At 63.2% G+C, this 25,804-nt stretch carries 20 protein-coding genes and 1 tRNA gene; 15 read left to right on the top strand and 6 right to left on the bottom strand.

What is annotated here, in order from left to right:
• Window positions 1-51: 51 nt before the first annotated feature.
• The 3 genes from glpX (at window position 52) to recJ (ending at window position 4,323) form a co-directional block, all read left to right on the top strand.
• The gene (glpX, locus tag R3D65_RS00650) at window positions 52-1,026 is read left to right on the top strand and encodes a class II fructose-bisphosphatase (RefSeq protein WP_371273298.1); all 975 of its coding nucleotides are present in this window, start codon (window positions 52-54) and stop codon (window positions 1,024-1,026) included.
• 120 nt (window positions 1,027-1,146) lie between these two features.
• Window positions 1,147-2,445, top strand: a complete 1,299-nt coding sequence (locus R3D65_RS00645; protein WP_371273297.1) for an MFS transporter — start codon at window positions 1,147-1,149, stop codon at window positions 2,443-2,445.
• Between the two features lie 87 nt (window positions 2,446-2,532).
• Entirely contained in the window at window positions 2,533-4,323 is a 1,791-nt protein-coding gene (gene recJ, locus R3D65_RS00640; RefSeq protein ID WP_371273296.1) for a single-stranded-DNA-specific exonuclease RecJ, read from the top strand.
• A gap of 3 nt (window positions 4,324-4,326) precedes the next feature.
• Here the strand turns inward: recJ and R3D65_RS00635 are convergent, their stop codons facing one another.
• The 3 genes from R3D65_RS00635 to folE form a co-directional block, all read right to left on the bottom strand.
• Window positions 4,327-5,250: a patatin-like phospholipase family protein gene (locus tag R3D65_RS00635; protein ID WP_371274330.1), complete on the bottom strand. Its 924-nt coding sequence runs from the start codon at window positions 5,248-5,250 to the stop codon at window positions 4,327-4,329.
• Window positions 5,251-5,384: 134 nt separating this feature from the next.
• On the bottom strand, window positions 5,385-5,843 hold the full coding sequence (gene hisI / locus R3D65_RS00630) for a phosphoribosyl-AMP cyclohydrolase (RefSeq protein ID WP_371273295.1): 459 nt from the start codon (window positions 5,841-5,843) through the stop codon (window positions 5,385-5,387).
• 44 nt (window positions 5,844-5,887) lie between these two features.
• Window positions 5,888-6,529: a GTP cyclohydrolase I FolE gene (gene folE, locus R3D65_RS00625; RefSeq protein WP_371273294.1), complete on the bottom strand. Its 642-nt coding sequence runs from the start codon at window positions 6,527-6,529 to the stop codon at window positions 5,888-5,890.
• A 251-nt stretch (window positions 6,530-6,780) separates the two neighbouring features.
• Between folE and R3D65_RS00620 the strand changes: the two genes are divergently transcribed.
• Both R3D65_RS00620 and yidD read left to right on the top strand, forming a co-directional pair.
• Entirely contained in the window at window positions 6,781-7,221 is a 441-nt protein-coding gene (locus R3D65_RS00620; RefSeq protein WP_371274329.1) for an iron-sulfur cluster assembly scaffold protein, read from the top strand.
• A gap of 2 nt (window positions 7,222-7,223) precedes the next feature.
• Complete coding sequence (yidD, locus tag R3D65_RS00615) at window positions 7,224-7,565, top strand: membrane protein insertion efficiency factor YidD (RefSeq protein ID WP_371273293.1); 342 nt, start codon at window positions 7,224-7,226, stop codon at window positions 7,563-7,565.
• Between the two features lie 23 nt (window positions 7,566-7,588).
• Here yidD and R3D65_RS00610 read toward each other — a convergent pair whose 3' ends face one another.
• Entirely contained in the window at window positions 7,589-8,083 is a 495-nt protein-coding gene (locus R3D65_RS00610; RefSeq protein ID WP_371273292.1) for a LysM peptidoglycan-binding domain-containing protein, read from the bottom strand.
• Between the two features lie 186 nt (window positions 8,084-8,269).
• Between R3D65_RS00610 and thrS the strand changes: the two genes are divergently transcribed.
• The 8 genes from thrS (at window position 8,270) to R3D65_RS00570 (ending at window position 21,870) form a co-directional block, all read left to right on the top strand.
• Window positions 8,270-10,279 carry a threonine--tRNA ligase gene (gene thrS, locus R3D65_RS00605; RefSeq protein ID WP_371273291.1) on the top strand — a complete coding sequence of 670 codons (2,010 nt, stop codon included), beginning with the start codon at window positions 8,270-8,272 and terminating at the stop codon, window positions 10,277-10,279.
• Window positions 10,280-10,562: 283 nt separating this feature from the next.
• Window positions 10,563-11,273 (top strand): L,D-transpeptidase, encoded by a 711-nt coding sequence (locus R3D65_RS00600; RefSeq protein WP_371273290.1) that lies wholly within the window; start codon window positions 10,563-10,565, stop codon window positions 11,271-11,273.
• A gap of 146 nt (window positions 11,274-11,419) precedes the next feature.
• Complete coding sequence (locus tag R3D65_RS00595) at window positions 11,420-13,048, top strand: CTP synthase (protein ID WP_371273289.1); 1,629 nt, start codon at window positions 11,420-11,422, stop codon at window positions 13,046-13,048.
• Between the two features lie 71 nt (window positions 13,049-13,119).
• Entirely contained in the window at window positions 13,120-13,680 is a 561-nt protein-coding gene (locus tag R3D65_RS00590) for a LemA family protein (protein WP_371273288.1), read from the top strand.
• A gap of 2 nt (window positions 13,681-13,682) precedes the next feature.
• Window positions 13,683-15,641, top strand: coding sequence for a DUF2207 domain-containing protein (locus R3D65_RS00585; protein ID WP_371273287.1), 1,959 nt, complete (start codon window positions 13,683-13,685; stop codon window positions 15,639-15,641).
• Window positions 15,642-15,742: 101 nt separating this feature from the next.
• Window positions 15,743-16,564 carry a D-alanyl-D-alanine carboxypeptidase family protein gene (locus tag R3D65_RS00580; RefSeq protein ID WP_371273286.1) on the top strand — a complete coding sequence of 274 codons (822 nt, stop codon included), beginning with the start codon at window positions 15,743-15,745 and terminating at the stop codon, window positions 16,562-16,564.
• Between the two features lie 127 nt (window positions 16,565-16,691).
• Window positions 16,692-16,767, top strand: a tRNA-Lys gene (locus tag R3D65_RS00575).
• Between the two features lie 465 nt (window positions 16,768-17,232).
• Window positions 17,233-21,870: a DUF4214 domain-containing protein gene (locus R3D65_RS00570; RefSeq protein WP_371273285.1), complete on the top strand. Its 4,638-nt coding sequence runs from the start codon at window positions 17,233-17,235 to the stop codon at window positions 21,868-21,870.
• A gap of 53 nt (window positions 21,871-21,923) precedes the next feature.
• Here R3D65_RS00570 and R3D65_RS00565 read toward each other — a convergent pair whose 3' ends face one another.
• Window positions 21,924-23,132, bottom strand: coding sequence for a pilus assembly protein TadG-related protein (locus tag R3D65_RS00565; protein ID WP_371273284.1), 1,209 nt, complete (start codon window positions 23,130-23,132; stop codon window positions 21,924-21,926).
• A 335-nt stretch (window positions 23,133-23,467) separates the two neighbouring features.
• Entirely contained in the window at window positions 23,468-24,415 is a 948-nt protein-coding gene (locus tag R3D65_RS00560; protein WP_371273283.1) for a hypothetical protein, read from the bottom strand.
• A 174-nt stretch (window positions 24,416-24,589) separates the two neighbouring features.
• On the opposite strand from R3D65_RS00560, the gene R3D65_RS00555 reads away from it, so the two are divergent.
• Both R3D65_RS00555 and R3D65_RS00550 read left to right on the top strand, forming a co-directional pair.
• Entirely contained in the window at window positions 24,590-25,120 is a 531-nt protein-coding gene (locus R3D65_RS00555; RefSeq protein WP_371274328.1) for a nitroreductase, read from the top strand.
• Window positions 25,120-25,722 (top strand): flavin reductase family protein, encoded by a 603-nt coding sequence (locus R3D65_RS00550; protein ID WP_371273282.1) that lies wholly within the window; start codon window positions 25,120-25,122, stop codon window positions 25,720-25,722. The genes R3D65_RS00555 and R3D65_RS00550 overlap by 1 nt, the downstream gene beginning before the upstream one ends.
• Window positions 25,723-25,804: the final 82 nt, after the last annotated feature.

Below are 25,804 nucleotides of genomic sequence, written 5' to 3'. Positions count from 1 at the left end.
CCAGGGGGCCGCCCGGGGCTTCTATTCGGATCTTTCCAGTCAGGACGTGCCATGGCCAAGAACGCTTCTTCCGGTCTCGACCGTATCCTCACCCTCGAACTGGTGCGCGTCACCGAGGCTGCGGCTGTCGCGGCTGCGCGGTTGCGCGGGCGTGGCGATGAAAAAGCCGCCGACCAGGTGGCCGTCGATGCCATGCGCAACGAACTGAACCGCCTGCCGATCTCGGGTACGGTCGTCATCGGCGAGGGCGAGCGCGACGAGGCGCCGATGCTCTATATCGGCGAGGAAGTCGGCATGGGTGGCTCCGAGGTCGACATTGCCCTCGACCCGCTGGAAGGCACGACGATCTGCGCCAAGAACCTGCCGAACTCGCTGGCGGTCATCGCCATTGCCGAGAAGGGCAGCCTGCTTTACGCGCCGGACGTCTACATGGACAAGATCGCGGTCGGCCCCGGTTATCCCAAGGGCGTGGTCAGCCTGGAAGCCAGCGCGAGGGACAACATCAATGCACTAGCCAAGGCAAAGGGCGTTCCGGTCAACGAGATCACCGCATGCATTCTCGACCGCCCGCGTCATGCCCGCCTCATCGAGGATGTGCGCGAGACCGGGGCCGCGATCCGCCTGATCGGCGACGGCGACGTGGCCGGTGTCATCCACACGACCGACCCGGACGAGACCGGCATCGACATCTATCTGGGCATCGGTGGCGCTCCGGAAGGCGTGCTGGCTGCGGCCGCCCTGCGTTGCATCGGCGGGCAGATGGAAGGCCGGCTGCTGCTCAACTCCGACGAAAAGGTCGCCCGCGCCCGCTCGATGGGCATTCAGGATCCCGACAAGATCTATACCATGGAGGAAATGGCGCGCGGTGATGTCCTGTTCGCGGCAACCGGCGTGACCGACGGCAACCTGCTCGCTGGCGTCAAGTTCGCGCGTGACTATATCGGCACGCACACGATCGTCATGCGCTCCTCGTCCCAGACCGTGCGCGAGATCAAGGCCAAGCATCAGGACCAGAGCAAGTTCTGACCCTGTCCTGTCCGGCCGGGAAACAGGATCCCGGTCCCGGCGGCTTTGCCCGGTCGTGTCGTCACCGTTTCGCCATCATGCGCGCCGAGGGTCGTCAATGCGACAGTCAGGACACGCAACGTGCGGCACGAAAAGGAAGAAGACGCTCAGGCACCGAATCTGCGCCATCGCGTCATGGCGGGGTTCATCGGCAATGTGGTGGAGTGGTATGACTTCGCCCTCTACGGCTATCTCGCCGGCATCATCGCGCCGGTCTTCTTTCCGCCCGGCAACCCGACCGCAGGCCTGATCGCGACCTACGGCATTTTCGCCGCCGGCTTCATCATGCGGCCGCTCGGCGCGGCCGCCTTCGGCTGGTTCGGTGACCGCTACGGCCGCGCGCGGACCATGCAGATTTCGGTGGTCATGATGGCCATGCCGACCTTGTTGCTCGGCCTGCTTCCATCCTATCAGACAGTGGGCCTGCTGGCCCCGGCACTTCTGGTCCTGGTGCGCCTCGTGCAGGGCCTCTCCGTGGGCGGCGAGTTCTCGTCCTCGGTGACCTATCTCGTTGAAACCGCGCCTGAGGGCAAGCGCGGCCTGACGGGAAGCTGGGCCAATATAGGCTCCATGACCGGCTCGCTGCTCGGCGTGGGTGCCGCCGCGCTGGTAACCAGCATTTTCAGTCAGCAGGCGCTGGGCGACTGGGCCTGGCGGCTACCGTTCCTTGGCGGTGCGCTCCTGGGAACGGCCGCCATATGGCTGCGGCGCAACCTGCATGAATCCGACCATTTCCGGGACCACCACGCGGCACGTGCGGAAACGTCGCCCTTGCTTCAGGCCTTCACCACCAACCGGCGCGAGACGCTGCTGGCGCTGGCCTTCGCTGCGTCTTACGGAACCAGCTACTATATCGCGTTTGTCTATCTTCCCGAATGGCTTTCGGCGCAGGGGCTGATGGACCGTGCAAATGCCTTGACCGTGAATACGCTGATGACGCTGCTGATCATTCCGGCAATGCCCCTGCTCGCCATCGTCGGAGATCGCCTGCTGGCGCGCCGCACCTGGATTGCGATCGCCATGCTTGCACTGGCTTTGGCTGCATGGCCGCTTCACGCCTGGATGCTCGCCGCCGGCGGCTCGTGGCTGTCGGTGATAAGCGCCCACGCCATGACATTTCTGCTGCTCGCGGTCCCGCTGGGCTCCGGTCCCGCCCTTTTCGCGGAACTGTTTCCCGAATCCGATCGCCTTTCCGGCTATTCGGTTGCCTTCAACATCGGCCTCGGTGTCTTTGGCGGTCTGACGCCGATGATCGCGACCAGCCTGATCGCCGCGACCGGTCTGGCCACGGCGCCGGCATTCTACATGGCGCTGGCCGCAGCAATCGCCGTCGTGGCCCTTTTCCTGATGCCCGACCGCAGCCGCGCGCCACTGCGATGAGAGACGGAGCGGTGCCTTCCGCTTGCCATCGCGCCCTTGCGGCGGGCATCCTCGCGCCCTGAAGCGAATCACGGTCAGGCGTGGGTGATGGAAACGAATTACTTCCTCAATGTCCGGAAATCGGCATCGGGCATGGCGTGGCGTTCGCGTCTCGGACCGGTGGAGGAAAACGCGGCTCTCGCCATGGCGCAGACGCATGGCATGACCGATCTGGTGGCCCGCGTTCTGGCCGGCCGGGGCGTGACACTGGACGAGGCCGAACGGTTTCTGCAGCCGACAATCCGCGACCTGATGCCCGATCCCTCCAGCCTGACCGCCATGGACGAGGCGGCAGCCCGCATTGCCGCTGGTATCCTGGAAGGGGAACGGATCGCGGTTTTCGGCGATTATGACGTCGACGGCGCCGCATCGTCGGCCCTGATGAGCCGTTACCTGCGCCATTATGGCGTGCCGCATGAGATCTACATTCCTGACCGCATCTTCGAGGGTTACGGCCCCAATCCCGCGGCCATGCGTGATCTTTGCGCCCGCGGCGCCACGCTGATCGTCACCGTGGATTGCGGGTCCAACAGTGCCGAGGCCATTGCCGCGGCCCGCGATGCAGGCGCCGATGTCGTGGTGCTCGACCATCACCAGATTGTCGGCGACCTGCCGGAGGCAGCGCTCGCGGTCGTCAATCCCAACCGCGACGACGACCTGTCAGGCCAGGGCTATCTCTGTGCTGCCGGCGTCGTGTTCCTGGCGCTGGTCCGTGTGTCGGCCCTTTTACGCGCCAGGGAGGGTGTGAAGCGCCCGCCGGACCTGCTGTCAATGCTCGATCTGGTTGCCATGGCCACGGTTTGCGACGTTGTGCCGCTGAAAGGCATCAACCGGGCCTTTGTCGGCCGTGGCGTGCAGGTCGCAAGGCGCCTGGAGACACCTGGCCTGGCCGCGCTTGCCGAGGTTGCACGCATAGGTGAACCCGTCGCGCCGTGGCATTTCGGCTTTGCGCTTGGGCCGCGCATCAATGCGGGAGGGCGCATCGGCGACGCGGCGCTCGGCAGCCGGCTGCTGGCCGGTGACGACCCCTCCGAGGCACGCGAGATCGCGGCACGGCTCGATCAGTTGAACCGCGAGCGCCAGGCCATGGAACAGGCGATGCTGGAGGAGGCCCGCGCCCAGGTCGATGCCGAGCTCATGCACGGCAATGGCCCTGCGGTTCTGGTGACCGAGAGCAGCCACTGGCATCCGGGGATCGTCGGGCTGATCGCCTCGCGCCTGAAGGATTCAGCCCGCCGTCCGGCTTTCGCCATAGCCTTCGATGCCAATGGCAGGGGAACGGGGTCCGGCCGCTCCATTCCAGGGCTCGATCTTGGCCGCCTTGTCGGCGAAGCGGTGCGCGAGGGACTGCTCATCAAGGGCGGCGGCCACGCCATGGCGGCAGGCATTACCGTCGAGCGGGCGCGCCTGGGTGAATTGCGGGCCTTTTTCGAGGAACGCAGCCGGCAAGCCGTCGATGCGCTCATGGCCGGACAGTCGATCAAGGTCGATGCAGCCCTTTCCGCCGATGGCGCGAACCTGGCGCTGATGGATCAGCTTGAGCAGGCCGGCCCCTTCGGCGCGGGGCATCCCCAGCCGGTCTTCGCGATGCCGCGCCATACGGTCTCCGGTGTTCAGCCGGTGGGCAATGGCGGTGCGCATCTGCGCGTCACGCTGCAATCCCAGACCGGCCGGCGGATCGAGGCGATGGCCTTCCGCACCGCCGACACGCCGCTTGGCCGGTTCCTGATGCAAAATCGCGGCCGCATGATTCACACCGCCGGCACGCTCGGGCTCAACCACTGGAATGGCCAGGTGCGGGTGCAATATCGCCTGCTGGATGCAGCGGAGATCGTCTGAAGTTCAGCCGTGGACCGCTTGCAGGCGCTTGATGTCGGCCATGCGGTGCATGGTTTCCGCGTAGCCGAGTTCGATGGCCTCGGCAGCCCGGTGGAATTCGGTCAGGCCGATCTGGGACAGGGCCGGAAACAACGACAGGTCCGGCGGATCGCCGGCCAGGCGTGCCCGCGAAATGCGGTCCTGGATGATGTTGAAGGCCTCGACCATCACACCGGTAATGCCAAGCCGCATCGGGCGGGTTTCCGGCCGTTCGACGGGCTCTTCATCATTGTCGGCAGACTGGTCCATGGCCGAGTGCTTGACCACGGCGGCACGCCCGAAAAGATCGTAGTGAAGGTTCACGGCGATGACGAGCCGCTGTTCATAGGCCCGGCAGACCGAAACCGGCACCGGGTTCACCAGCGCGCCATCGACCAGCGTGCGGCCGTTCGACACCACCGGTTCGAACACCCCCGGCAGCGCATAGGATGCGCGCATGGCCGTGATCAGCGAGCCGCTGTGCAGCCATATCTCGTGACCGGTCATGATCTCGGTGGCCACGCAGACGAAGGGCGCCGGCAGATCCTTGAAGGTCAGGCCTTCCAGATGGTCGCGCAGGCGCGCATCCAGCCGCATGCCGCCCAGCAGGCCGTTGCCGCCGAAATTGAGATCGAGCAGGCCGAGCAGGCGCCGCCGGGTGAGGCTGCGGGCGAACTCTTCCAGTTCGTCAAGTTTTCCGGCCAGATAACAGCCGCCGACCAGAGCACCAATCGAGGTTCCGGCAATCATGCCCACCGGAACGTCGGCTTCTTCCAGCGCCCGGAGAACGCCGATATGCGCCCAGCCACGCGCCGCGCCGCCGCCAAGTGCGAGCGCGATGCCCTTTTTCCGGATCCGGGTTTCGGGAGGCGGGGCTTCGTCGGCCAAAACCGGAGGCGGCGCATTCATTTGCGCCTCGACCGTTTCCTTCCGGGTTATGGCCCAAAGCTGCATGGCAGCCTCCTTTCAGATCTTCACTATCGCTGATTTTATTCAACGATGCGTAAATTCGAAATAAAAGGCGACCGATTTGCGGCCCGAAGTCAGGTTCCGGGCTTGTAGACCGCATCTGCGTCAAAACGCGCCGGGCTGCCATCGTCGGCCAGCGCCGGTTCACCACCCTTGAGCGAGGCGATGCGATAGAAGCAGGAGCGCTTGCCGGTATGGCAGGTGGCATCGTGTCCGCCCACGCGCACCTTCAGCCAGACGGCATCCTGGTCGCAATCGGTGCGAAGCTCGACCACGCGCTGCATGTTTCCGGAGGTTTCGCCCTTCTTCCAGAGCCGGTTGCGCGAGCGCGACCAGTAATGGGCAAGGCCTGTCTCCAGCGTCAGGGCGAGTGCCTCGGCGTTCATGAATGCGACCATCAGCAATTCGCCGTCATCGGCATCGGTAACGACAGCGGTCACCAGTCCGTTGGCATCGAAACGGGGCGTGAAATCCGCGCCCGTTTCCAGCATCGTCTTGTCGGGGGAAGGGGCCTTGAAGGCGATATCGGTCATGTCCGGTTCCGGAACAACTTGGCCGGCCGGGACCGGAAGGGCCGTCAGCGGCGGCCCATGTCCCGTGCCAGGGTGAAGAAACGCACCTGCTCTTCCGGATTGTCCCGGAAGGCGCCGGTGAAGGTGGAGGTCGTGGTCGTCGATCCCTGCTGGCGAATGCCGCGCATGGCCATGCACATGTGCTCGGCCTCGATCATCACCGCGACACCGCGCGGATTTAGCACGTCCTGGATGGAGGTCGCAATCTGCGCGGTCATTGCCTCCTGCGTCTGCAGGCGGCGGGCGAAGACATGCACGAGACGCGCGATCTTCGACAGGCCCAGCACCTTTCCGTCAGGCAGGTAGGCGACATGCGCGCGGCCGATGATCGGCACCATGTGATGCTCGCAATGGGAATGGAAATGGATGTCGCGCACCAGGACGAGATCGTCATAGCCGGCAACCTCCTCGAAGGTGCGGCCCAGTTCCTCGGAAGGATCGGCGCCGTAGCCCGAGAACATCTCCTCATAGGCCTTGACCACGCGCGCCGGCGTGTCGACCAGGCCCTCGCGATCCGGATTGTCGCCAACCCAGCGCAACAGCGTCCGCACGGCCGCTTCGGCTTCATCGCGGCTCGGCCGCTCGATTGCAGGGCTTTCCATGGTGTTTTCGGTGAGCGAAGTAATATTGGTAGCGATGGCATCCATGACGAGGCGTCTCCCGTAGTTCCACGCTTCTTACGGAGGAACGAGTTGAACGGACCACTGCCTGCAACGGTTTTCCGGAAATTTCCGAAACCTGCCGACCTGCGGCGTTTCCAGCCAGCCAAAAGCGGACCTGTGCGATAGCACAGCTTGCCGCATGGCCTTGCCCGACCTTATATATGCACACGAGTGTGAAATCAAAGATGCGGCCGGCGGCATTTGCCGTTCCGGTTGCGCCACGGGGCGAGACGGCCATGATCGACGACGTCTACAATGCGAAAATCCTGAATTTTGCCGGCAATATCCCGCGCATGCCGCGGCTTGAAAACCCGGATGCCACGGCGACTGCTCATTCCAAGCTCTGCGGTTCCACCGTGACGGTGGATCTGAAGGTGGAAAACGGCGTGGTGACGGATTTCGCCCATGACGTGAAGGCCTGCGCGCTCGGTCAGGCGTCCGCCTCCATCATGGCGCAAAACATTGTCGGCGCGTCCGCCGGGGAGTTGCGCGCCGTGCGAGAAACCATGCGGCGCATGCTGAAGGAGAACGGGCCTGCGCCGGAAGGCCGTTTCTCGGATCTGAAGTATCTGGAGCCGGTGCGTGACTACAAGGCGCGCCATGCCTCCACCCTGCTGACCTTCGATGCAGTGGTCGATTGCCTCGACCAGATCGACCGGAAGGCGGCGGCCGCCTGACCATGGTTTCCGCCGGGCCCGGGGGGCGCAATTGGGCCGGCCCGTGGCCGAAGACGCCAGGACGCCTGTTCGGCACCGGCATCATTCGGCTTTACCAGCTCACCTTGTCCGGCTTTGTCGGCAATTCATGCCGCCACATGCCGACCTGTTCGGAATATGGCTATGAGGCCATTGCCCGCCACGGCTTGTGGAAAGGCGGCTGGCTGACCCTGTTTCGCGTCGGCCGTTGCGGTCCGGGCGGCACATGCGGCATCGACAACGTGCCGCAGACCCTGGCACACGACCAGCACTGGTGGACGCCCTGGCGCTTCTGGCGCAATGGCCGCCATGCCCACGGCCATTGACAGCGGCTTTTGCTGCCCGGCCGTCAGAATGCGCGCGGAATGCGCAGCACCTGACCGGCAGCCAGGGTATCCGGACTCGCAATGAGATGCTGGTTGGCCAGTTGAATGGCGCTGTGCATCGTTTCATCACCATCGAAATAGTGGCGCGCCAGCGAGAAAAGCGTGTCGCCGCGTTTCACCCTGTGTTCCCAATAACAGGAATAGCCCTCCAGGATCAGCGGCCCGTAAAGCACGGGTATCGTGACTGTCGGCGGCCTTGTCTCGCCGCCACGCGCCGAATCGTCCGAAACCGATAGCGAAAGGCGGCTGAGCCTGAAGCCAGAACCGGCTGGAATTGCAAGCGACGCCTGGAAAGGGCGGATGGCGGTTGAACCGGCGCGTGCAGCACCGGTGATCTCCGTGTGTCCATCCGAAACGCGGATCGACAGGTGCCCTTCGAAGCCGGCCGCATTGCCGCCGATCAGGATCGTTGAACCGACGAGGTCCCAGGGCTGTGGCTGGAGGATTTCGATATTCATCGCCTTGTCTCCCGTTCACCTGCCCGCATGCACATATAAGGGACAAATGGTCGCCGTCAGGGGGGCGTGCTTGTCTGCCCCTTTACGGCAGCGGTGGCGGAGTCTAGATAGGCCGCGAAATTCCGGCCCTTCGGGCCTTCAACCACCCGCGATCGTAGGCGGGACTGGACAACAGGAGACAGACCCATGGCTGACGCCGTTTCCCTGATATTTCCCGATGGCTCCAAACGCGAATATCCCGCCGGCGCGACCGGTCGCGATGTTGCCGAGAGCATTTCCAAATCCCTGGCCAAGAAGGCGGTCGCGATCGCCATCGACGGCGAATTGCGCGACCTCGCCGACCCAGTTGCCGGCGGCACGATCGAGATCGTGACCCGTGACGACGCGCGCGCGCTCGAACTGATCCGCCACGATGCCGCCCACGTGATGGCCGAAGCCGTGCAGGAATTGTGGCCCGGCACGCAGGTGACCATCGGCCCGGTGATCGAGAACGGCTTTTATTACGACTTCGCCCGCAACGAGCCCTTCACGCCGGACGATCTTCCGAAGATCGAGAAGAAGATGAAGGAGATCATTGCCCGCAACCGGCCCTTCACCAAGGAGGTCTGGTCGCGTGACAAGGCCAAGGATGTGTTTGCCGAAAAGGGCGAGCACTTCAAGGTGGAACTGGTCGATGCCATTCCGGAAGACCAGGACGTCAAGATCTATCATCAGGGCGACTGGTTCGACCTGTGCCGCGGGCCGCACATGGTCTCGACGGGCCAGATCGGCAATGCCTTCAAGTTGATGAAGGTGGCCGGCGCCTATTGGCGCGGTGATTCCAGCAATCCCATGCTGACGCGCATTTATGGCACCGCCTGGGCTGACCAGCAGCAGCTTGAGGATTATATCCACATGCTGGAGGAGGCGGAAAAGCGCGATCACCGCAAGCTCGGCCGTGAAATGGATCTGTTCCACTTCCAGGATGAGGGTCCGGGCGTCGTCTTCTGGCATGCCAAGGGCTGGCGCATGTTCCAGAACCTTGTTTCCTACATGCGCCGCCGCCTCAACGAGCAGGGCTATGACGAGGTCAACGCGCCGCAGATCCTCGACAAGAGCCTGTGGGAGACCTCCGGCCACTGGGGCTGGTACCAGGAAAACATGTTCGCCGTGAAATCGGCCCATGCCTTCACCAACCCGGATGACGAGGAGGCCGATCACCGCGTCTTCGCCATCAAGCCGATGAACTGTCCGGGCCACGTCCAGATCTTCAAGCATGGCCTCAAGTCCTACAAGGAACTGCCGATCAAGCTGGCCGAATTCGGCAATGTCCATCGCTACGAGCCTTCCGGCGCGCTGCACGGGCTGATGCGCGTGCGCGGCTTCACGCAGGACGATGCCCACATCTTCTGCACCGAGGAGCAGCTCGCATCCGAGTGCATGCGCATCAACGACCTGATCCTCTCCACCTATGCCGATTTCGGCTTCGAGGAAATCACGGTGCTTCTGTCCACGCGGCCGGAAAAGCGCGTCGGACCGGATGAGAACTGGGATCATGCCGAAGAGGTCATGACGGCGGTCCTCAAGCAGATCGAGGAGAAGTCGGGCGGGCGCATCAAGACCGGCATCAATCCGGGCGAGGGCGCTTTTTACGGTCCGAAATTCGAATATGTGCTGAAGGATGCCATCGGCCGGCAATGGCAATGCGGCACCACGCAGGTGGACTTCAACCTGCCGGAGCGTTTCGGCGCCTTCTACATCGACGACAAGTCGGAGAAGAAGCAGCCGGTGATGATCCACCGCGCCATCTGTGGCTCGATGGAGCGTTTCCTCGGCATCCTGCTGGAAAACTATGCCGGGCACATGCCGCTCTGGTTCGCGCCGATGCAGGTCGTGGTGGCGACCATCACGTCGGACGCCGACGACTATGCCCGCGAGGTCGCGGCGAAGCTGAAGGACGCCGGTCTCGTCGTTGAGTCGGATCTGCGCAACGAGAAGATCAATTACAAGGTGCGCGAGCACAGTCTGGCCAAGGTGCCCGTCATTCTCGTCTGCGGCAAGCGCGAGGCCGAAGAGGGCACGGTGAACCTGCGCCGTCTCGGCTCGCGTGACCAGGAATCCATGACTGTGGAACAGGCGCTGCATCGCCTTCTGGAAGAAGCAACGCCGCCCGACCGGCGGCGCCGGCAGCAGGCGCGCATCGCCAACGTCAACTGACGCACCCGCTCAGGCTGCGCAATGCACCGGCACGGGCGCTGTCCGTGCCGGTTTTTCTTTGCCCGCATACAAACCCGCTTCATGGTTAATGTTTCGTGAAGGGCTTGTTTTCGGTGGCAAGAAGAACCTGTGACATGGATCACGCAACAAAAGGAATTCCGCGCGGGACGACAGTATCCGCCCTGTGCATTGCTTGCCGGTTCCGTCGCGCCGGCATAAGGTGAACGCCTCCCGAAAACCGCGGCGGCAGAGTCCAGCGCCGCCTGACGCAACCGAGTCCGCCATGAAGCCGATCCGCACCGCCCTTGCCTTTGTCGCCGCCTTTGCCGCCCTTGCGCTGTCGCCCGCCTCCGCGGAGACCGATCTGCGCGTTTTCCAGCGCGACCAGGCCATGTCATCGAACCTGAACAGGAACCCGCAGGCCAGCCTGCGTTCCGGAAAGGAGCGGGCGAAAGCCGGGCAGCCGGTCCGCAAGACCATCGCGAGCGTGACCACGAAAAAGGCCAAGGCTTCGCCCGATGCCAGATACGCCGCGAAATTCGCGCCTGAATCTGTCCCGTTCAAGGGTTACAAGCCTGGCACCATCGTCATCAACTCCGCGACCAGGGAACTTTTCTACGTCGAGAGCTGGTTCCGGGCGACGCGCTATCGCGTGGCGGTGGGCAAGGAGGGGCTCGGCTTTACCGGCCGCGCCAAGGTGGGTGACATGCAGGAATGGCCGCGCTGGATTCCCACACCCGACATGATCAAGCGCGACCCGAAAAAATACGGCAGGTACAAGGATGGCATGGACGGTGGACCGGGCAATCCGCTGGGCGCGCGCGCCATCTATCTCTATCAGGGCAAGAACGACACGCGGATCCGGATCCACGGCACCAATGCGCCCCAGACGATCGGCACCGCGTCGTCAAACGGCTGTTTCCGCATGATCAACGATCATGTCATCGAGCTTTTCGACAAGGTCAGGATGGGCGCCGAAGTGGTCGTGCTCTGATCGTTTTCCGTCTGGCGCGGGCAGGGGCCGGCAAGGCAAGCCTGCCCTTTTTACCGCCGCAAGCATGCCGGCGGCGGTGGAAAAAATCGCCATGCGGGATTTTTGGACTGGCGGAATCGGCTCGGGCGCGATAACCCTCCAATCCCATGGCGCGATATGTTTTCATCACTGGCGGCGTGGTTTCCTCCCTCGGCAAAGGCATCGCTGCGGCAGCGCTTGGCGCTCTGCTTCAGGCGCGTGGCTACCGTGTTCGGATCAGGAAACTCGACCCCTATCTCAACGTTGATCCGGGCACGATGTCGCCCTATCAGCATGGCGAAGTCTTTGTGACCGACGACGGGGCGGAAACCGACCTCGATCTCGGCCACTACGAGCGGTTCACCGGCCGGTCTGCGAACCAGCAGGACAACATCACCACCGGCCGCATCTACAAGAATATCATCGACAAGGAACGGCGCGGCGACTACCTCGGCGCAACCGTTCAGGTCATTCCCCATGTCACCAATGAAATCAAGGATTTCGTCCTTGAGGGCAATGACGACTACGATTTCGTCCTGTGCGAGATCGGCGGTACGGTGGGCGACATCGAGGCCATGCCGTTCCTTGAGGCCATCCGCCAGCTTGGCAACGACCTGCCGCGCGGCCAGGCCATCTACATTCACCTCACCCTCATGCCCTATATCCCGGCGGCTGGCGAGCTGAAGACCAAGCCGACGCAGCATTCGGTCAAGGAATTGCGCTCCATCGGCATTGCGCCGGACATCCTTCTGGTGCGGGCCGACCGTACGATCCCGTCGGAGGAGCGGCGCAAGCTGTCGCTGTTCTGCAACGTTCGAGAAAGTGCGGTCATCCAGGCGCTGGATGTCGCCAACATCTATGACGTGCCGATCGCCTATCATGCCGAAGGTCTGGATGGCGAAGTGCTTTCCGCCTTTGGCATTGATCCGGCGCCCAAGCCGCGCATGGAGCGCTGGCAGGAGGTCTCCGACCGGATCCACAATCCGGAAGGCGAAGTCACCATTGCCGTGGTGGGCAAATATACCGGGCTCAAGGACGCCTACAAGTCGCTGATCGAGGCCCTGACCCATGGCGGCATGGCCAACCGGGTCCGGGTCAGGCTGGAATGGATCGAGGCGGAAATCTTCGAGAAGGAAGACCCGGCCCCATGGCTCGAAAAGGTTCATGGCATCCTCGTTCCCGGCGGCTTTGGCGAACGCGGCGCGGAGGGCAAGATCCTCGCGGCCAAGTTCGCCCGTGAGCGCAAGGTGCCCTATTTCGGTATCTGTTTCGGCATGCAGATGGCGTGCCTGGAAGCGGCGCGGTCGCTGGCCGGCATTGCCAATGCGTCATCCACGGAATTCGGCGAGACGGCGGAACCCGTCGTCGGCCTGATGACCGAATGGCTGAAAGGCAACATGCTGGAAAAGCGCAAGGCCTCGGGCGACCTTGGCGGTACGATGCGCCTTGGCGCCTATCCGTCCCAGTTGAAGGAAGGCACGCGAATCGCGGGAATTTATGGATCGACCGCCATTTCGGAGCGCCATCGCCACCGTTTCGAGGTCAATATCGATTACATGGACAGGCTCGAATCCTGCGGCCTTGTCTTTTCTGGCCTGTCGCCCGATGGCGTCCTGCCCGAAACCGTGGAATATGCCGATCATCCCTGGTTCATAGGCGTCCAGTACCACCCGGAGCTGAAATCGCGTCCATTCGAGCCGCATCCGCTTTTCGCCAGCTTCATTGCCGCAGCCGTGGAGCAAAGCCGGCTGGTGTGACGAAGGCCACGCGACATTGCCGCACTACGGTGTTACCGTCTCCCGTACGAATCTGAGCAAGGGGGACGGGCATGGATATCATCGGCATCGTCATTCTCGCGGCGCTCGCGCTCTACGCGATCGTCACCTATAACGGCCTGGTCAAGGCGCGCCAGATGGTGCGCGAGGCCTGGTCGGGCATCGACGTGCAGCTCAAGCGGCGCGCCGACCTCATTCCCAACATCGTCAACACGGTGAAGGGCTATGCCGACCATGAGCAGGAAACCCTGCAAAAGGTCACCGAAATGCGCACCCGCGCCCAGTCCGTTCCGGCCGACGACGTCGCGGGGCGTGCGGCGGTGGAAGGCATGCTGTCCCAGGCGCTTGGCCGGCTCATGGCTGTCGCCGAGGCCTATCCCGATCTCAAGGCCAACGAGAATTTCCGCGATCTTCAGGGCACGCTGGACAAGATCGAGGGCGAATTGCAGATGGCGCGCCGCTACTACAACGGCGCGGCCCGCGATCTGAACGTGCGTGTCGAGAGCTTCCCCTCCAATCTAGTCGCCAGCACGTTCAAGTTCTCGCAGGCCGACTATTTCGAGATCGAGAACGCATCGGATCGTGCCGTCCCGGAAGTCAGCTTCGGACAGTGACCATGCGCCGGGTTTTTCGTGAACCGCTGCGGGGTTTGCGCCGTGCCGCTGCCCTGCTTGCCATATTCGTCTTTCTTGGCACCTCCGCCTTGGCGCAGGAACGTATCCTCGCCTTCGATTCGCAAGTGGACATGGCGGACGACGGTAGCCTGGCGGTCACCGAGACCATCCGTGTCCGGGCAGAAGGGCGCGATATCCGGCGCGGTATCTATCGCGATTTTCCCCTGCAATTCGAGGATGCCGCGGGGCGGATGAGAACGGTCGGCTTCGACGTCCGGTCGGTGACCCGCGACGGCAAGCCGGAACCGTTCCGCGTTGAACGCAACAGGAAGGTTGCCCGTGTCTATGTCGGCGATGCCGGCGTCTTTCTCGCGCCCGGCGTCTATGAATACCGCATCGCCTACAGCACCGACCGGCAGGTCCGTTTCTTCGAGGATCATGACGAACTTTTCTGGAATGTCACGGGCAATGCGTGGATGTTCCCCATCGACCGCGCGACCGCCACGATCACCCTGCCGCAGGGCGGGCGCATCGGGGACACGGTATCCTTCACCGGCGCCTATGGATCGCGCGACAACAACGCGGTCTCTTCCATTTCCGATGACCGCAGGTCGGCCACGTTCGCCACGACCGGGCCGCTCGGCCCGCGCGAGGGACTGACCGTTGGTGTCAGGTTTGCCAAGGGGCTGATTGCCGAGCCGGACCAGGCCGACGAGATGCGCTACTGGCTGCGCGAAAACCGGGATCTGGTGGTGCTTGGCGCCGGCCTTCTGCTGGTTCTGGCCTATTACCTGTTTGCCTGGTCAAGGGTTGGGCGTGATCTTCCCGCTGGCGTGATTGTGCCGCGCTGGGATCCGCCGGAGGGCATATCGCCTGCGCTGACCAGCTATATCGACCGCAAGGGGCTTTCCGGTGGCGGCTGGGGTGCCATCGCCTCCGCCATCCTGAGCCTGGCGGTCAAGGGCCATGTGCGGCTTGAGGATGTGGGCAAGAAGACAGTCATCGTCATGGAAAAGGGCGCGCCGCCGCCACTTCGCCTGCCTGTCGGCGAGGCAGCGCTGGTCAAGGCCATAGGTCGCAACGGTGGGCGGCTTGAGCTTTCCAGGGCGGACGGACCGAAGGTGAAGGCCATGCAGGCTTCGTTCTCCCATGCGATGGAACGCGAGCACCGCAACGCCTTCTACATTCGCAATCTCGGCTGGGTGATTGGCGGCCTGGTACTCTCCATCCTGGTGCTCGTGGCAACGGTCGTGTTCGGAAATCTGGCCGAGGAAGAAATCGCGCTCATGGTGTTTCTGGGCATTGCCTGCGTCGTCGCAACGGTGGTGATCGGCAATGCGGCCCGCAATTTCAGTGCCGGCCTTGCCGGCAAGATCAACGCGGTGCTTGCCTCTGGCCTCATTCTCCTGATGTTGACTTCCATGGGGGGCGGAATCCTCTCGACCATCCTGGAAGACCGGCTACCGCTTCTCGGCGGCGGCTTGCTGGCGCTCGCCGTGCTCAATGGCGTCTTCTATGTGCTGATGGGCGCACCCACACCACTCGGGCGCCGGATGATGGACGGCATCGAAGGGCTGAAGACCTATATCCGCCTCGCCGAGGCCGATCGCATGAACCTCAAGGGTGCGCCGTCCATGTCGCCCGAGCACTACGAGGGCTTGCTCCCCTATGCGGTCGCCTTGCGGCTGGAGAAACCCTGGACGAGCGCCTTTCAGGCCTGGCTCATGTCGGCTGCGGCCGCCGGTACGGCTGCCGCCGTGGGATACCACGGTCCGAACTGGTACGGCGGCCACGCGTTCAGCGCTGATCGCTTTTCCGAATCCATTGGCGGCGTCACGTCCGGTCTGGAGAGCAGCCTTGCCGCCTCGATGCCCGCCCCGAAATCCTCCGGTTCGGGTTTTTCAGGCGGTGGCGGTTTTTCAGGTGGCGGCGGCGGTGGCGGCGGTGGCGGCGGCTGGTAGATGCCTTGAAGCGCAGGCGGACTGCAGATAGGGTTTTGAAAGGCTCCGGGGGCTGGAGCGGACAGTCGAACCGGGTACCTTTGGGGGAGCCCTTGCAGAACATGCTGAACAGTGCGCGGCGCGTGCCGGTAGTCCTGGCCCTGCTGATGACAATGGTGTTGTCGGCCTGCCAGAGCGTTGACGTGGTGGAACTCGCACCGCTGTCGGGGCGATATTCCGCGCTCGTTGTCGATGCCGACACCGGCGCTGAAATTCATGCGGAAAACGCCGATGCGGCGCGTTTTCCCGCTTCGCTGACAAAGATGATGACGCTTTTCATGCTTTTCGAAGCCATCGAGCAGGGCAGGATCGCCCGCGACGGCACGATACCGGTATCCGCCACTGCCGCCCGGCGTCCGCCCTCCAAGCTCGGCGTGCGTGCCGGCGAGCAATTGCCGGTGGACACGGCGATCCGCGCCCTGGCGGTCAAGTCGGCCAATGATGTCGCTGCGGCGGTCGGGGAACTGATTGCCGGGTCGGAAAGCCGGTTCGGCGACCTGATGACGCAAAGGGCCCGGTCGCTCGGGCTCAGCCGCACCCGTTTCCGCAATGCCTCGGGACTGCCAGACCAGGCACAGATGACAACGGCGCGCGACATGGCGCGCCTCGGCATCCTGCTGCGCAAGCGGTTTCCGCAATATTTCCATTATTTCGACCTGAAGGAATTCACCTATAACGGCCGCACCATACGTGGTCACAATCGCCTTCTGGGTGATCCCGGCGTGGACGGGATCAAGACAGGCTATATCCGCGCCTCCGGATTCAACATCGTCACATCGGTCACACGGCGGGGCAAGCACTTCATCGTGGTCGTGATGGGTGGCGATAGCGCACGTGAACGCGATGCGCGGGTCCGTCAGCTCATCGCGGCCTATGCGAAATAGACCGGCAATGAAAATGGCGGAAGAAAGGCCTGATTCCCGGGCAAAAACGGGATTTTGGTGTTGACCGGTCGGCAGGCCCTGAATATGGTCCGCCCACTTTCGCGGCGCCGCTTTGGCCGTCCGGCGGGAGCGCGTAGCTCAGCTGGTAGAGCAACTGACTTTTAATCAGTAGGTCCAGGGTTCGAACCCCTGCGCGCTCACCAAAAACAATCGGACAATCTGAACTTTTCCGGCTGGAAAATTCCCTTTTGATACGCCTGGAATATCGAAATGCGCGGGACGGGCAGCCGCTTTGCGGTTGCTTCAACTGGCCATTTCGCTGATCAAGTCGCGGTGAACACCAGCCGGCATCCAGGCCGGAAGCTTCACGAGGCAACAGAGCTGCAAACGCCTCTTGCGTTCAGCCTCCACGGTTCCGTGGTTCCGCTTTTTCGCGACCGTTTTCATGGAAGCGGAAAGCTGCCCCCAGGACAGGATGCAATCGCTGTCCTCGCATCAATTCGCAGCCCCGATTGACGACAGTCAATGCCGGCCGGCCGCGAAATGCCTCTCCTTTCAACAGCGCCATTGCGCGCCGGCCGATTGCCGGCGTCGCGGAGAGACACCGGACCGGGGGCGTGAGGCCGTTCGGAAAATCCCGCTGCTGGCTGCGTTGGGAGGATGAAGAAATGGCCGCCAGGAATTTGGTCGATCCGCCGTCAGGTGATGTGTTTCCGAGGGAAGGAACCCGGGATGCGCTGGGCGACGGGCAGGCGCCCGATTCTCCGTGGTGGCATGTCGATACGCAAAGCCCCGCGGATCGCGAGACGAAGAAGGCGCTCAAGACCATCGTCGATTCGATCCAGAAGATCGGCAACAATGCCAAGGAATCCTTTGGAAACTATGCCTATTGGGACAATGCCAGGAAAGCTGCCGTGGAAGCGGCGGTCGGCAAGGCGGTGCAGGAGACATCCAAGGCGATCGGCCTCAATTTCGTGCCGCCCAAGGACCCGCTTGAGGCCATCGACATCCTCATTTCAACGATGACGGCCTCTGCCCAGAAGCAGATGAAGAAATTCGATCCGCTCGTCTTTCGCCTCGATGGACAGGATCTGGCGCTGGGGCCATTCGCATATACCGACATCACCAATACGGGCCCCACCGATACCTATGTCTGGCTCGGTCCCGGCGACCATGCCCTGGCGGTCGACCTGGATCATGACGGGCAGATCGAGGGGTTGCAGGAACTGCTTTCACCGGCCTTTGCCGGGCGTGACTTCCGCTCCTCGCTCGATGCGCTAGCCAGCCTCGATGCCAACGGGGATGGCGTCTTCGACCAGGATGACCCGGCATTTGCCGATGTCGTCGCCGTCACGCTTGTCCCCGATGCCAATGGTGTGCCGGCGCAACATTTGAAATCGCTTGCCGAAATCGACCTCGTGTCGATCGACCTGACCATGCCCGTGATGGAGTCCGATCCGCCCATCGACACCTATGGCACGGACATCCGCGCATGGGTTCAGTTCATGCTGGGCAGCGGCGAAAGCGGGCGTCTCGGCCTCGTCGATATCGGCACCCCCGATTTGCGGTTCGATACGAAGGCGATAACGCTCGCGCCGGGCGAAACGCTGAACGGAACGGAAGGCCGCGACATCCTGATGGGGGTCTACGAGGGAGCGGCCCTGTATGCCCTTGGCGGCGACGACATACTGCTCAGCGTGGATGATTCCGCGCCCATGGATGGCGGGCCAGGTTCCGACGTCCTGTGGTTTGTCACCAGCGAGGATGTTCAGGCCGATGCGGCCGCGCTGAATGTCGAAGCGGTGATCGGCGGCCTGGGCAATGATACGCTGACAGCCGGCGATGGCGGACCGGTTGCGCTGGATGGCGGTCCGGGAAATGACAGTTTGACAGGCGGGCGGGAGCCCGATGTGCTGACCGGTGGCCCCGGCGACGACTCGATTGAAGGCGGCGAGGGGATCGACTTCGCGTTTTACGCGGGACAGTCCACGGATTTCCGGGTGACGCCGGCCGGCGACAATTTCGTGATCGAGGATCTTCAGGCCGGCGACGGTGATCTGGGAACCGATACGCTTCACGCGGTGGAGCGTGTTGTCTTCGACGACATGGTCTTGCATCTCGATGGCACGAATGGTGCGCCCTGGGCCATCGATGACCGCTTCGAATCGCGTGATCAGTCGTTCGTGATCGATATTGACCAGTTGCTGCAGAACGACCGGGATCCCGATCTCGACCCGCTCGGCATCGTCTCGGTGACGGCCCTGGCGGGAGCGGATGTCGGTCTCGACGGCCAGACGATTACCGTGAACGCGTCCGGCGCGCCGCTCGATACGGCCCTGTTTGCCTATGCCGTCGACGATGGTCACGGCGGACAGGATACGGCGCTGGCCCGCATCGATTTCAATATCCTGCCGGACGACAGCCTCTTCGATACGCAATGGCAGCTCGAATCGGTCAATGTCGCGTCCGTCTGGCCCGACTATACCGGGGCCGGCATCCATATCGCCATCAACGAAGTGAACGCCTTTCCCACCGACCATCCCGACATTTCGGCGGCACGCATTGCCAATGCCGGCACCACGGCCGGCACCGACGCCCACGGCGTCGCCGTGACGGCGCTTGCGCTTGGCGCGCGCGCCAACGGAGGCATTGTCGGCACCGCCTACGACGCCCGCTACAGCGTCTGGTACCAGGGTGACATCTTTCTGGACCCGGGCCACGATTTCTTCACCAACTGGCGCACCGACCCGGCGGCGGCCGACGTCCGGATCGTCAACAACAGCTGGTCCCTTCCCGAACTGTTCTATGGCGGGCTGTTCGGCGATGAGCGGATCCGCCTGGCCGGCATGATCGACTTCGCCGAGAATGCCCGCGATGGCCTGGGCGGAATCGTGGTCTTCGCTGCCGGCAATGCCAGCGACGAGGAGCGGCGGGCCGATCACAAGCTGATGACGAACGATCGCCACGCCATCGCGGTCGGCGCGGTGGATTATTCCGGACAGGCCGAGGGCAGCGTGCCGGGAACATGCGTGCTCGTTGTCGCGCCGGGCGAAGATGTCACGACGGCGGATGCGCTGGGTGACGCGGGTTATTTCGATGCGGCCGATGTGCTCGGTTCAGATTACGGCACGCTGACGGGCACATCCCTTGCCGCGCCTGTCGTCTCGGGCGTGATCGCGCTGATGCTTCAAGCCAATCCCGGTCTTGGCGCGCGCGATGTGCAGCAGATCCTCGCCTACAGCGCCTCATGGAACGACCGCCTCGACGAGCGCTGGCAGTGGAATGGAGCGGGCGACTGGAATGGCGGGGCGCTGCACACAAGCGACCAGTATGGCTTTGGCCTTGTCGATGCCCGGGCTGCTGTCCGTTTGGCCGAGACCTGGGACCGGCAATCGACCTATGCCAATCTGTCGACCCAGGACCTTGGCAAGCCCGCAGCCCCCGTGTCGATCGCCGGCGGCGAAGCGGTGGCTTCCACGATTGTCGCGCCGGCCGGCGGCCTTGTGATCGAGCATGTCGAACTGACGTTCGACAGTTCGTTTCTTGCCCTGACGAGCCAGGTGACCATTTCGCTGACATCCCCGTCGGGCACGACAGCGCTGATCAATCCGCTCGCCCCGATCCAGCAGACACGCGACTACCCCGCCGGATGGACATTTTCCTCCAACGAGTTCTGGGGTGAGGACGGGGAGGGCACTTGGACGCTTTCGGTCGAGCACTTTGGTTCGCAGTGGGACAGCGCGACGATCGACTGGTCGCTCGAACTGTTCGGGCGACCAGAAAACGGCGACGATATCTATATCTACACGGATGAATTCGGCCTGTTCGATCCGCTTGCCGAGACCGGCCGGTTCACGCTTTCCGACAGCGGCGGCACCGATACGATCAACGCCGCCGCGGTGACGACGGATACCGGGATCGACCTGGTTGCCGGTTCAGGCAGTTTCATCGCCGGCCAGGTGCTGACCATCGATCCGGGCACTGCGATTGAAAATGCCTGGGGCGGCGATGGCGATGATGTGATTGCCGGAAACGCGCTCGGCAACCGGTTGGGCGGCGGGCGCGGCAACGATCTTCTCGCCGGCCGCGAGGGGCGTGACGTCTTCGTCTTCAGGCCGGGCGACGGTGCTGACCTGATCGCCGATTTCGAGATCGGCCAGGACCTGCTCGATCTGACTGCCTTCGACGCGTCGCATGCGGCAAGCGCCATTGCCAACGCGCGTGCCGGCAGCGTGATCATCGACTTCGGTGCCGGCGATGTCCTCGTGCTCGACGGGCTTGATCCGTCCGGTTTTGGCTTGGAGGACGTCCTGCTGGCGCCCGGGCCTCCGTCAGACATCGTGAACGTGCTGCCGCTGACCATCGAGGAGAATGCCGCCGCCGGCACCCTTCTGACGACGTTTCTTGCCGTGGATCCGAACATCGCCGATACCCATGTCTTCTCTCTTGTCGATGACGCCGGCGGCCGGTTCGTGATCGATGGCAACGCGTTGAAGGTCGCCCCCGGTGCAAGCATCGACTACGAGGCAGCAACGGTTCACATGATCCGCGTTGCCGCCGTGGACAATACCGGGCTGCGGTTCGAAAAGGACTTCGGCGTTGCGGTGACGGATCTTTCCGGACTGGTGATCATGGGAACGCCGGAACCCGACAATCTGCAGGGCACGCCGGAAGATGACACGATCTATGCCCTGGGGTCGGACGATCTGGTTTTCGAAACCACGGGGCCTGACGTGATCGATGGGGCGGACGGGCATGACACGGTCGTTTATGGCGGTTCACGGGCCGATTACGCGCAGGATCTGCAGGCTGACGGCTCGATCCTCGTCGACAAGCCGGACGGCTCCACCGACACGCTGATTTCCATCGAGCGCATCGACCTGCTGGATGGCGACTATGTCTACGATATCGGTTCGGACAATCTCGGTTTCGGCTATCGCATCTATCAGGCCTCATTCGGGCGCACGCCGGACGAGGGCGGGGTACGGTTCTGGATAGACGTTCTGGATATCCTCGATTCGTGGGGCTACAGCACATATGCGAAGCAGCAATATGTGGCCTCTGAGTTCATCGGCTCGGACGAGTTTCAGGCGCTTTACGGCGCCAATCCCAGCAATTACGACTACATCGACGCGATGTATCAGAATGTGCTGTACCGCCTGCCCGACCAGGAGGGCTACGACTTCTGGGTCGGCGGCATGGAGGCCGGCCTCACCCGCGAGGACATCCTGATCGCTTTCACCGAATGCGACGAGAACTTCAACAACAACATCGCGAATATCGACGACGGCGTGTGGGTACTGTGACCGGGAAGGTCCGGTCGTTCCTCCATCGCATCGTGCCCGGACGCGTGCCGCCGCTATTGGGTCAGGCGGAGGCGCGTCAGGTTGCTGGCGATCTCCTGGAACACCTCGTCGAGCTTGGCAGTGCTGGCCGCGTCGAAGAAGTTCGCCGGGCCGCTGGCGCAGCGTTTCATCAGGTTCTTCGCTGAAATCGGCACCTGGGTTCCGTAGGTGACCGTGAACACCTCCACGCCCTGTTTGCGGCTGTAGTTGCAAGCCTGCTGGGTCCAGCTGTCTGCTCGCGACTGGCTGGTGCCATTGTGATTTGGCGAATGGGGGAAATTCGGCGCACGCGTGTTCTCGCCATCGGTCATCACGACCATGATCTTGCGAACGACGGCCTCGGTGCTTGCCGGGTCCACGGCTTCGGTCAGCGGCGCCTGTGGCGAGAGCATGCGAAGGCCCCACATGACGCCATCGGCAATATAGGTCATGCCGCTTGCCTTCATGTTGTCGACCTTGTCCAGCACATCGATCCGGCTGCTGGAAAGCGGCATGATCGGTTCGGGACAGGCGGCATTCATGATGCCGGGAAACGGGACGGAGGGATTGTCATCGGTCAGTGCCAGCTTGTCCGATGCATCGCCCCGCGAGCCCACGCAACCGTACCAGCGCTCGCTTTTCGTGTCGGCGGGGACGTTCATCCAGGACGCATTGCGATTGCCCATGCCGACATTGACATATTGCGCGAAGGGAACCACGCCGATGCGCACGTCAACGGTCGGTTTCACAGCGTCAAAAAGCGTGTTGGTGAAATTGGCAGCAGCCACCTTCAGGCCGCCGATCTTTCCATGGGCAGCCATCGAACCGGTATTGTCCAGCACGAGCGCGACCTCGACCCTCGTGTCGGGCGAAACGAATGCCGCCGATTGCACCGACAGCGTGTAATCCTGTGTCGCCACCGCGCCCATGATCAAAGGATTGTAGGAAATCCGGGTGTTCAGCTTCACCTCGTTGTTCTCGTAGGCATAGCCGGTCACCGTCAGGCCCTGGTAATCGCCATTGGCCGCCAGAAAGGCATTGATGTCCGAAACGGCGGGCAGGCTCTTGTGCAACTCGTAATACCGTGCCGCATAGAGGGTGGCAGCATCGGTCGAGTTCTGCAAACCGTTGCGCATGCGCAGCATGTTGTTGTAGTCGACCGAAAATGCCACCGCCGCGAGCAGGGGCAGGACCAGGACGGCGAAGATTATCGAGAAATTGCCCCTCTCGCAGTCGCGGAACATTTGGGCGAGGTTTCCTGGAAACGCGGACATGGCGGGTCTTTCTTTCGATAAAGCGAAGCGCATTCTGAAAAACTAAATTCCAAATATCTAAATCTTACTAATGCCGGTGGTTTAGCGCCCATTGAGCGCACATGTCTAAATTAAGAAGAATTGGAAATAACAGGTGGAGACGCCGCCAGGCGGGCGCGCAGGCGGGCGATGAGAGGCGCCACAGGCAGGCGCGAATCGCGGCTTTCGGGCGCTCCTGTGGACGGCGCTCCTTTGGACGGCGCTTCTGCGGATTGAACGGCATCCGGAGAATGGCAATTAAATCCGCCGCAGCCGCAGCCGCAGCATCATTCCGCCGTCATCACCTCGACATCCCGGTTCTGGCCGGCCACCACCGTGAAATCGCGCTGATAGATCCGGTCGCGGTTTTTCGCCACGATGACATACTTGCCTTCCGCCAGCACCATGGAGGCAAATGCGCCGACATTTTCGCGAACGATGTCGCCGGCCTCGGTCATGACCACCCAGGATGTATCGGCAATGGCCTCTCCGCCGCGCTCGCGCACCAGCTTCAGGGTCAATTGCGCGGCACGGTGCTCCACCACGGCCTCGGTCAGCTTGCCCGCCTCGACCCGGATATCGGACCGGATGACGGCATTGACCGCCCCATAGGTCGAGACGACATGATAGGTGCCCGCGTTGAGCCGCACGACCGTTCCCGGCTTGACGTCGGGGATGATCAGCGCGCGCTCGCCATTGGCGTCTTCCTTGACGTCATAGATGGAGAATTTCAGCTTCTGTGCCGGTATGCGGACCCCGCCCGACAGCAATGCGTTGAGCTTCAGCCCGCCGGCATCGAGCACCATCGTCTCGGCGCGCGTCTCGCCGGCATTGATTGTCACGCGTTTCGTCACGCCGGCGCGCCCGAATGCGGCATGAACGAGATAGGAGCCGGGCCCCAGGTCGAAACGCGCCGTGCCGCCCTCGGCACTGGCCAGCAGCGGCAATTGGCCGTCATCGCCGGGCGTGGGAAGAAACACGCGCCAGACGATGCCGCGCGGAATCGGGTCCGAGCCTTCGATCAGCGTGGCCACCAGCGTCAGCCGGCCGTCGCGCTGAGCCTGCGGTCCGTTGTCCTGCGCCGGTGCATAGGCCCGGATGCCGGGCAGGTTGATCGGCGGCAAATCCGTGGCGGCGGCATCCTGCGCCATGCCCGCGTCGAGGGGCCATGCCACGGCCAGCACGGCCGCAAGGCCGGCGCGAATCCATGTCAGACGGTGTGTCCATGCGCTCATGGCTTGCCATGAAGCCCAAGGCAGTGGCAATTTCAAGGCCGAAATCCTTCCGCGCAGTCGCGGCCACCGCCGTCTCGGCGGCTTGTGCCGGCGACCCGTCATCCGAACAAGGGACCGACCGACTTGAATGCTCTCGCAGACTACCTTCTGACGCGCCAGTCTCCGGCCATCCCGATGCTCAAGGAGCCGGGCCCGGACGGAAACGAAATCGAAACGATGATCCGCATCGCCGCGCGGGTTCCTGATCACGGCAAGCTGCAGCCGTGGCGGTTCATTCTCTATCGCGGCGACATGCGCCACCGGGTCGGTGAACTGCTTGCCGGGCGGCTGGAAGAGCGCGACGGGCCGCTGACGCCGGGCGCGCGCGAAAAGGAACTGGAGCGGTTCACGCGCGCGCCGCTGGTCATCGGCGTCATTTCCTGTCCGCGCGAGAGCGACAAGATCCCGCAATGGGAAATGTTCCTTTCGGCGGGCGCTGCCTGCATGAACCTCGTGCACGCCGCCCATGCGCTTGGCTTTGGCGCCAACTGGATCACCAACTGGTATTCGGAGGATGCCGAGGCGCGCCGCCTGCTGGGCCTGAAACCGGAGGAACGGGTTGCAGGCTTCGTTCATGTCGGCACGGTGGAGGGCACCCGGCCCGACCGGCCACGGCCCGAGCCGGCAGACGTGATGAGCGATTATTCCGGTCCGGAGGAAGCGTGATGTTCTACCAGCCGGCAAAAGGGCACGGCCTGCCGCATGATCCCTTCAAGGCCATCGTCGCGCCCCGGCCGATCGGATGGATCTCGACCCGGTCGAAGGATGGCAGCCTCAACCTGGCGCCCTATTCCTTCTTCAATGCCATCTCCACTCACCCGCATATGCTTTTCTTCTCGTCGGAAGGCGAAAAGGACAGCGTGCGCAATGCGCGTGAAACCGGCGAGTTCGTTTGCAATCTGGTGTCCGCGGACCTGTTCGAACAGATGAACAAGAGCTCGGTGGATGCGCCCCGCGGCACGTCGGAATTCGATTATGCCGGGTTGACGCCCACCGATTGCCGCCTCGTGCGCACGCCCCGCGTGGCCGAAGCCCATGCCGCGCTCGAATGCCGCGTCACGGACATCCAGGAGCCGCGCGGACTGGAGGGCCGGGTGGCCGGCGTCTTCCTGGTTTTCGGCGAGGTGGTCGGCGTCCATATCGACGAGGCGATCATGACCGGCGGCCTGGTCGATGTCGTCAAGGCAGGCTCCCTGTCACGGCTCGGCTACATGGATTACGCGAAGGTGACCGGAACTTTTTCGGCCCGCCGTCCGCGCTGGGAGTGAGGGCCGGGGCCAGACCGGCGCCGCCGGGCTTGCGTTCCGCGCTGCAATGCAGTAAGGCGCGGTCATTCCACACACGGGCTTC

Source organism: Zhengella sp. (assembly GCF_041397485.1).
Taxonomy (GTDB): domain Bacteria; phylum Pseudomonadota; class Alphaproteobacteria; order Rhizobiales; family Rhizobiaceae; genus Zhengella.
This window is presented reverse-complemented; position numbering and strand designations above follow the sequence as displayed.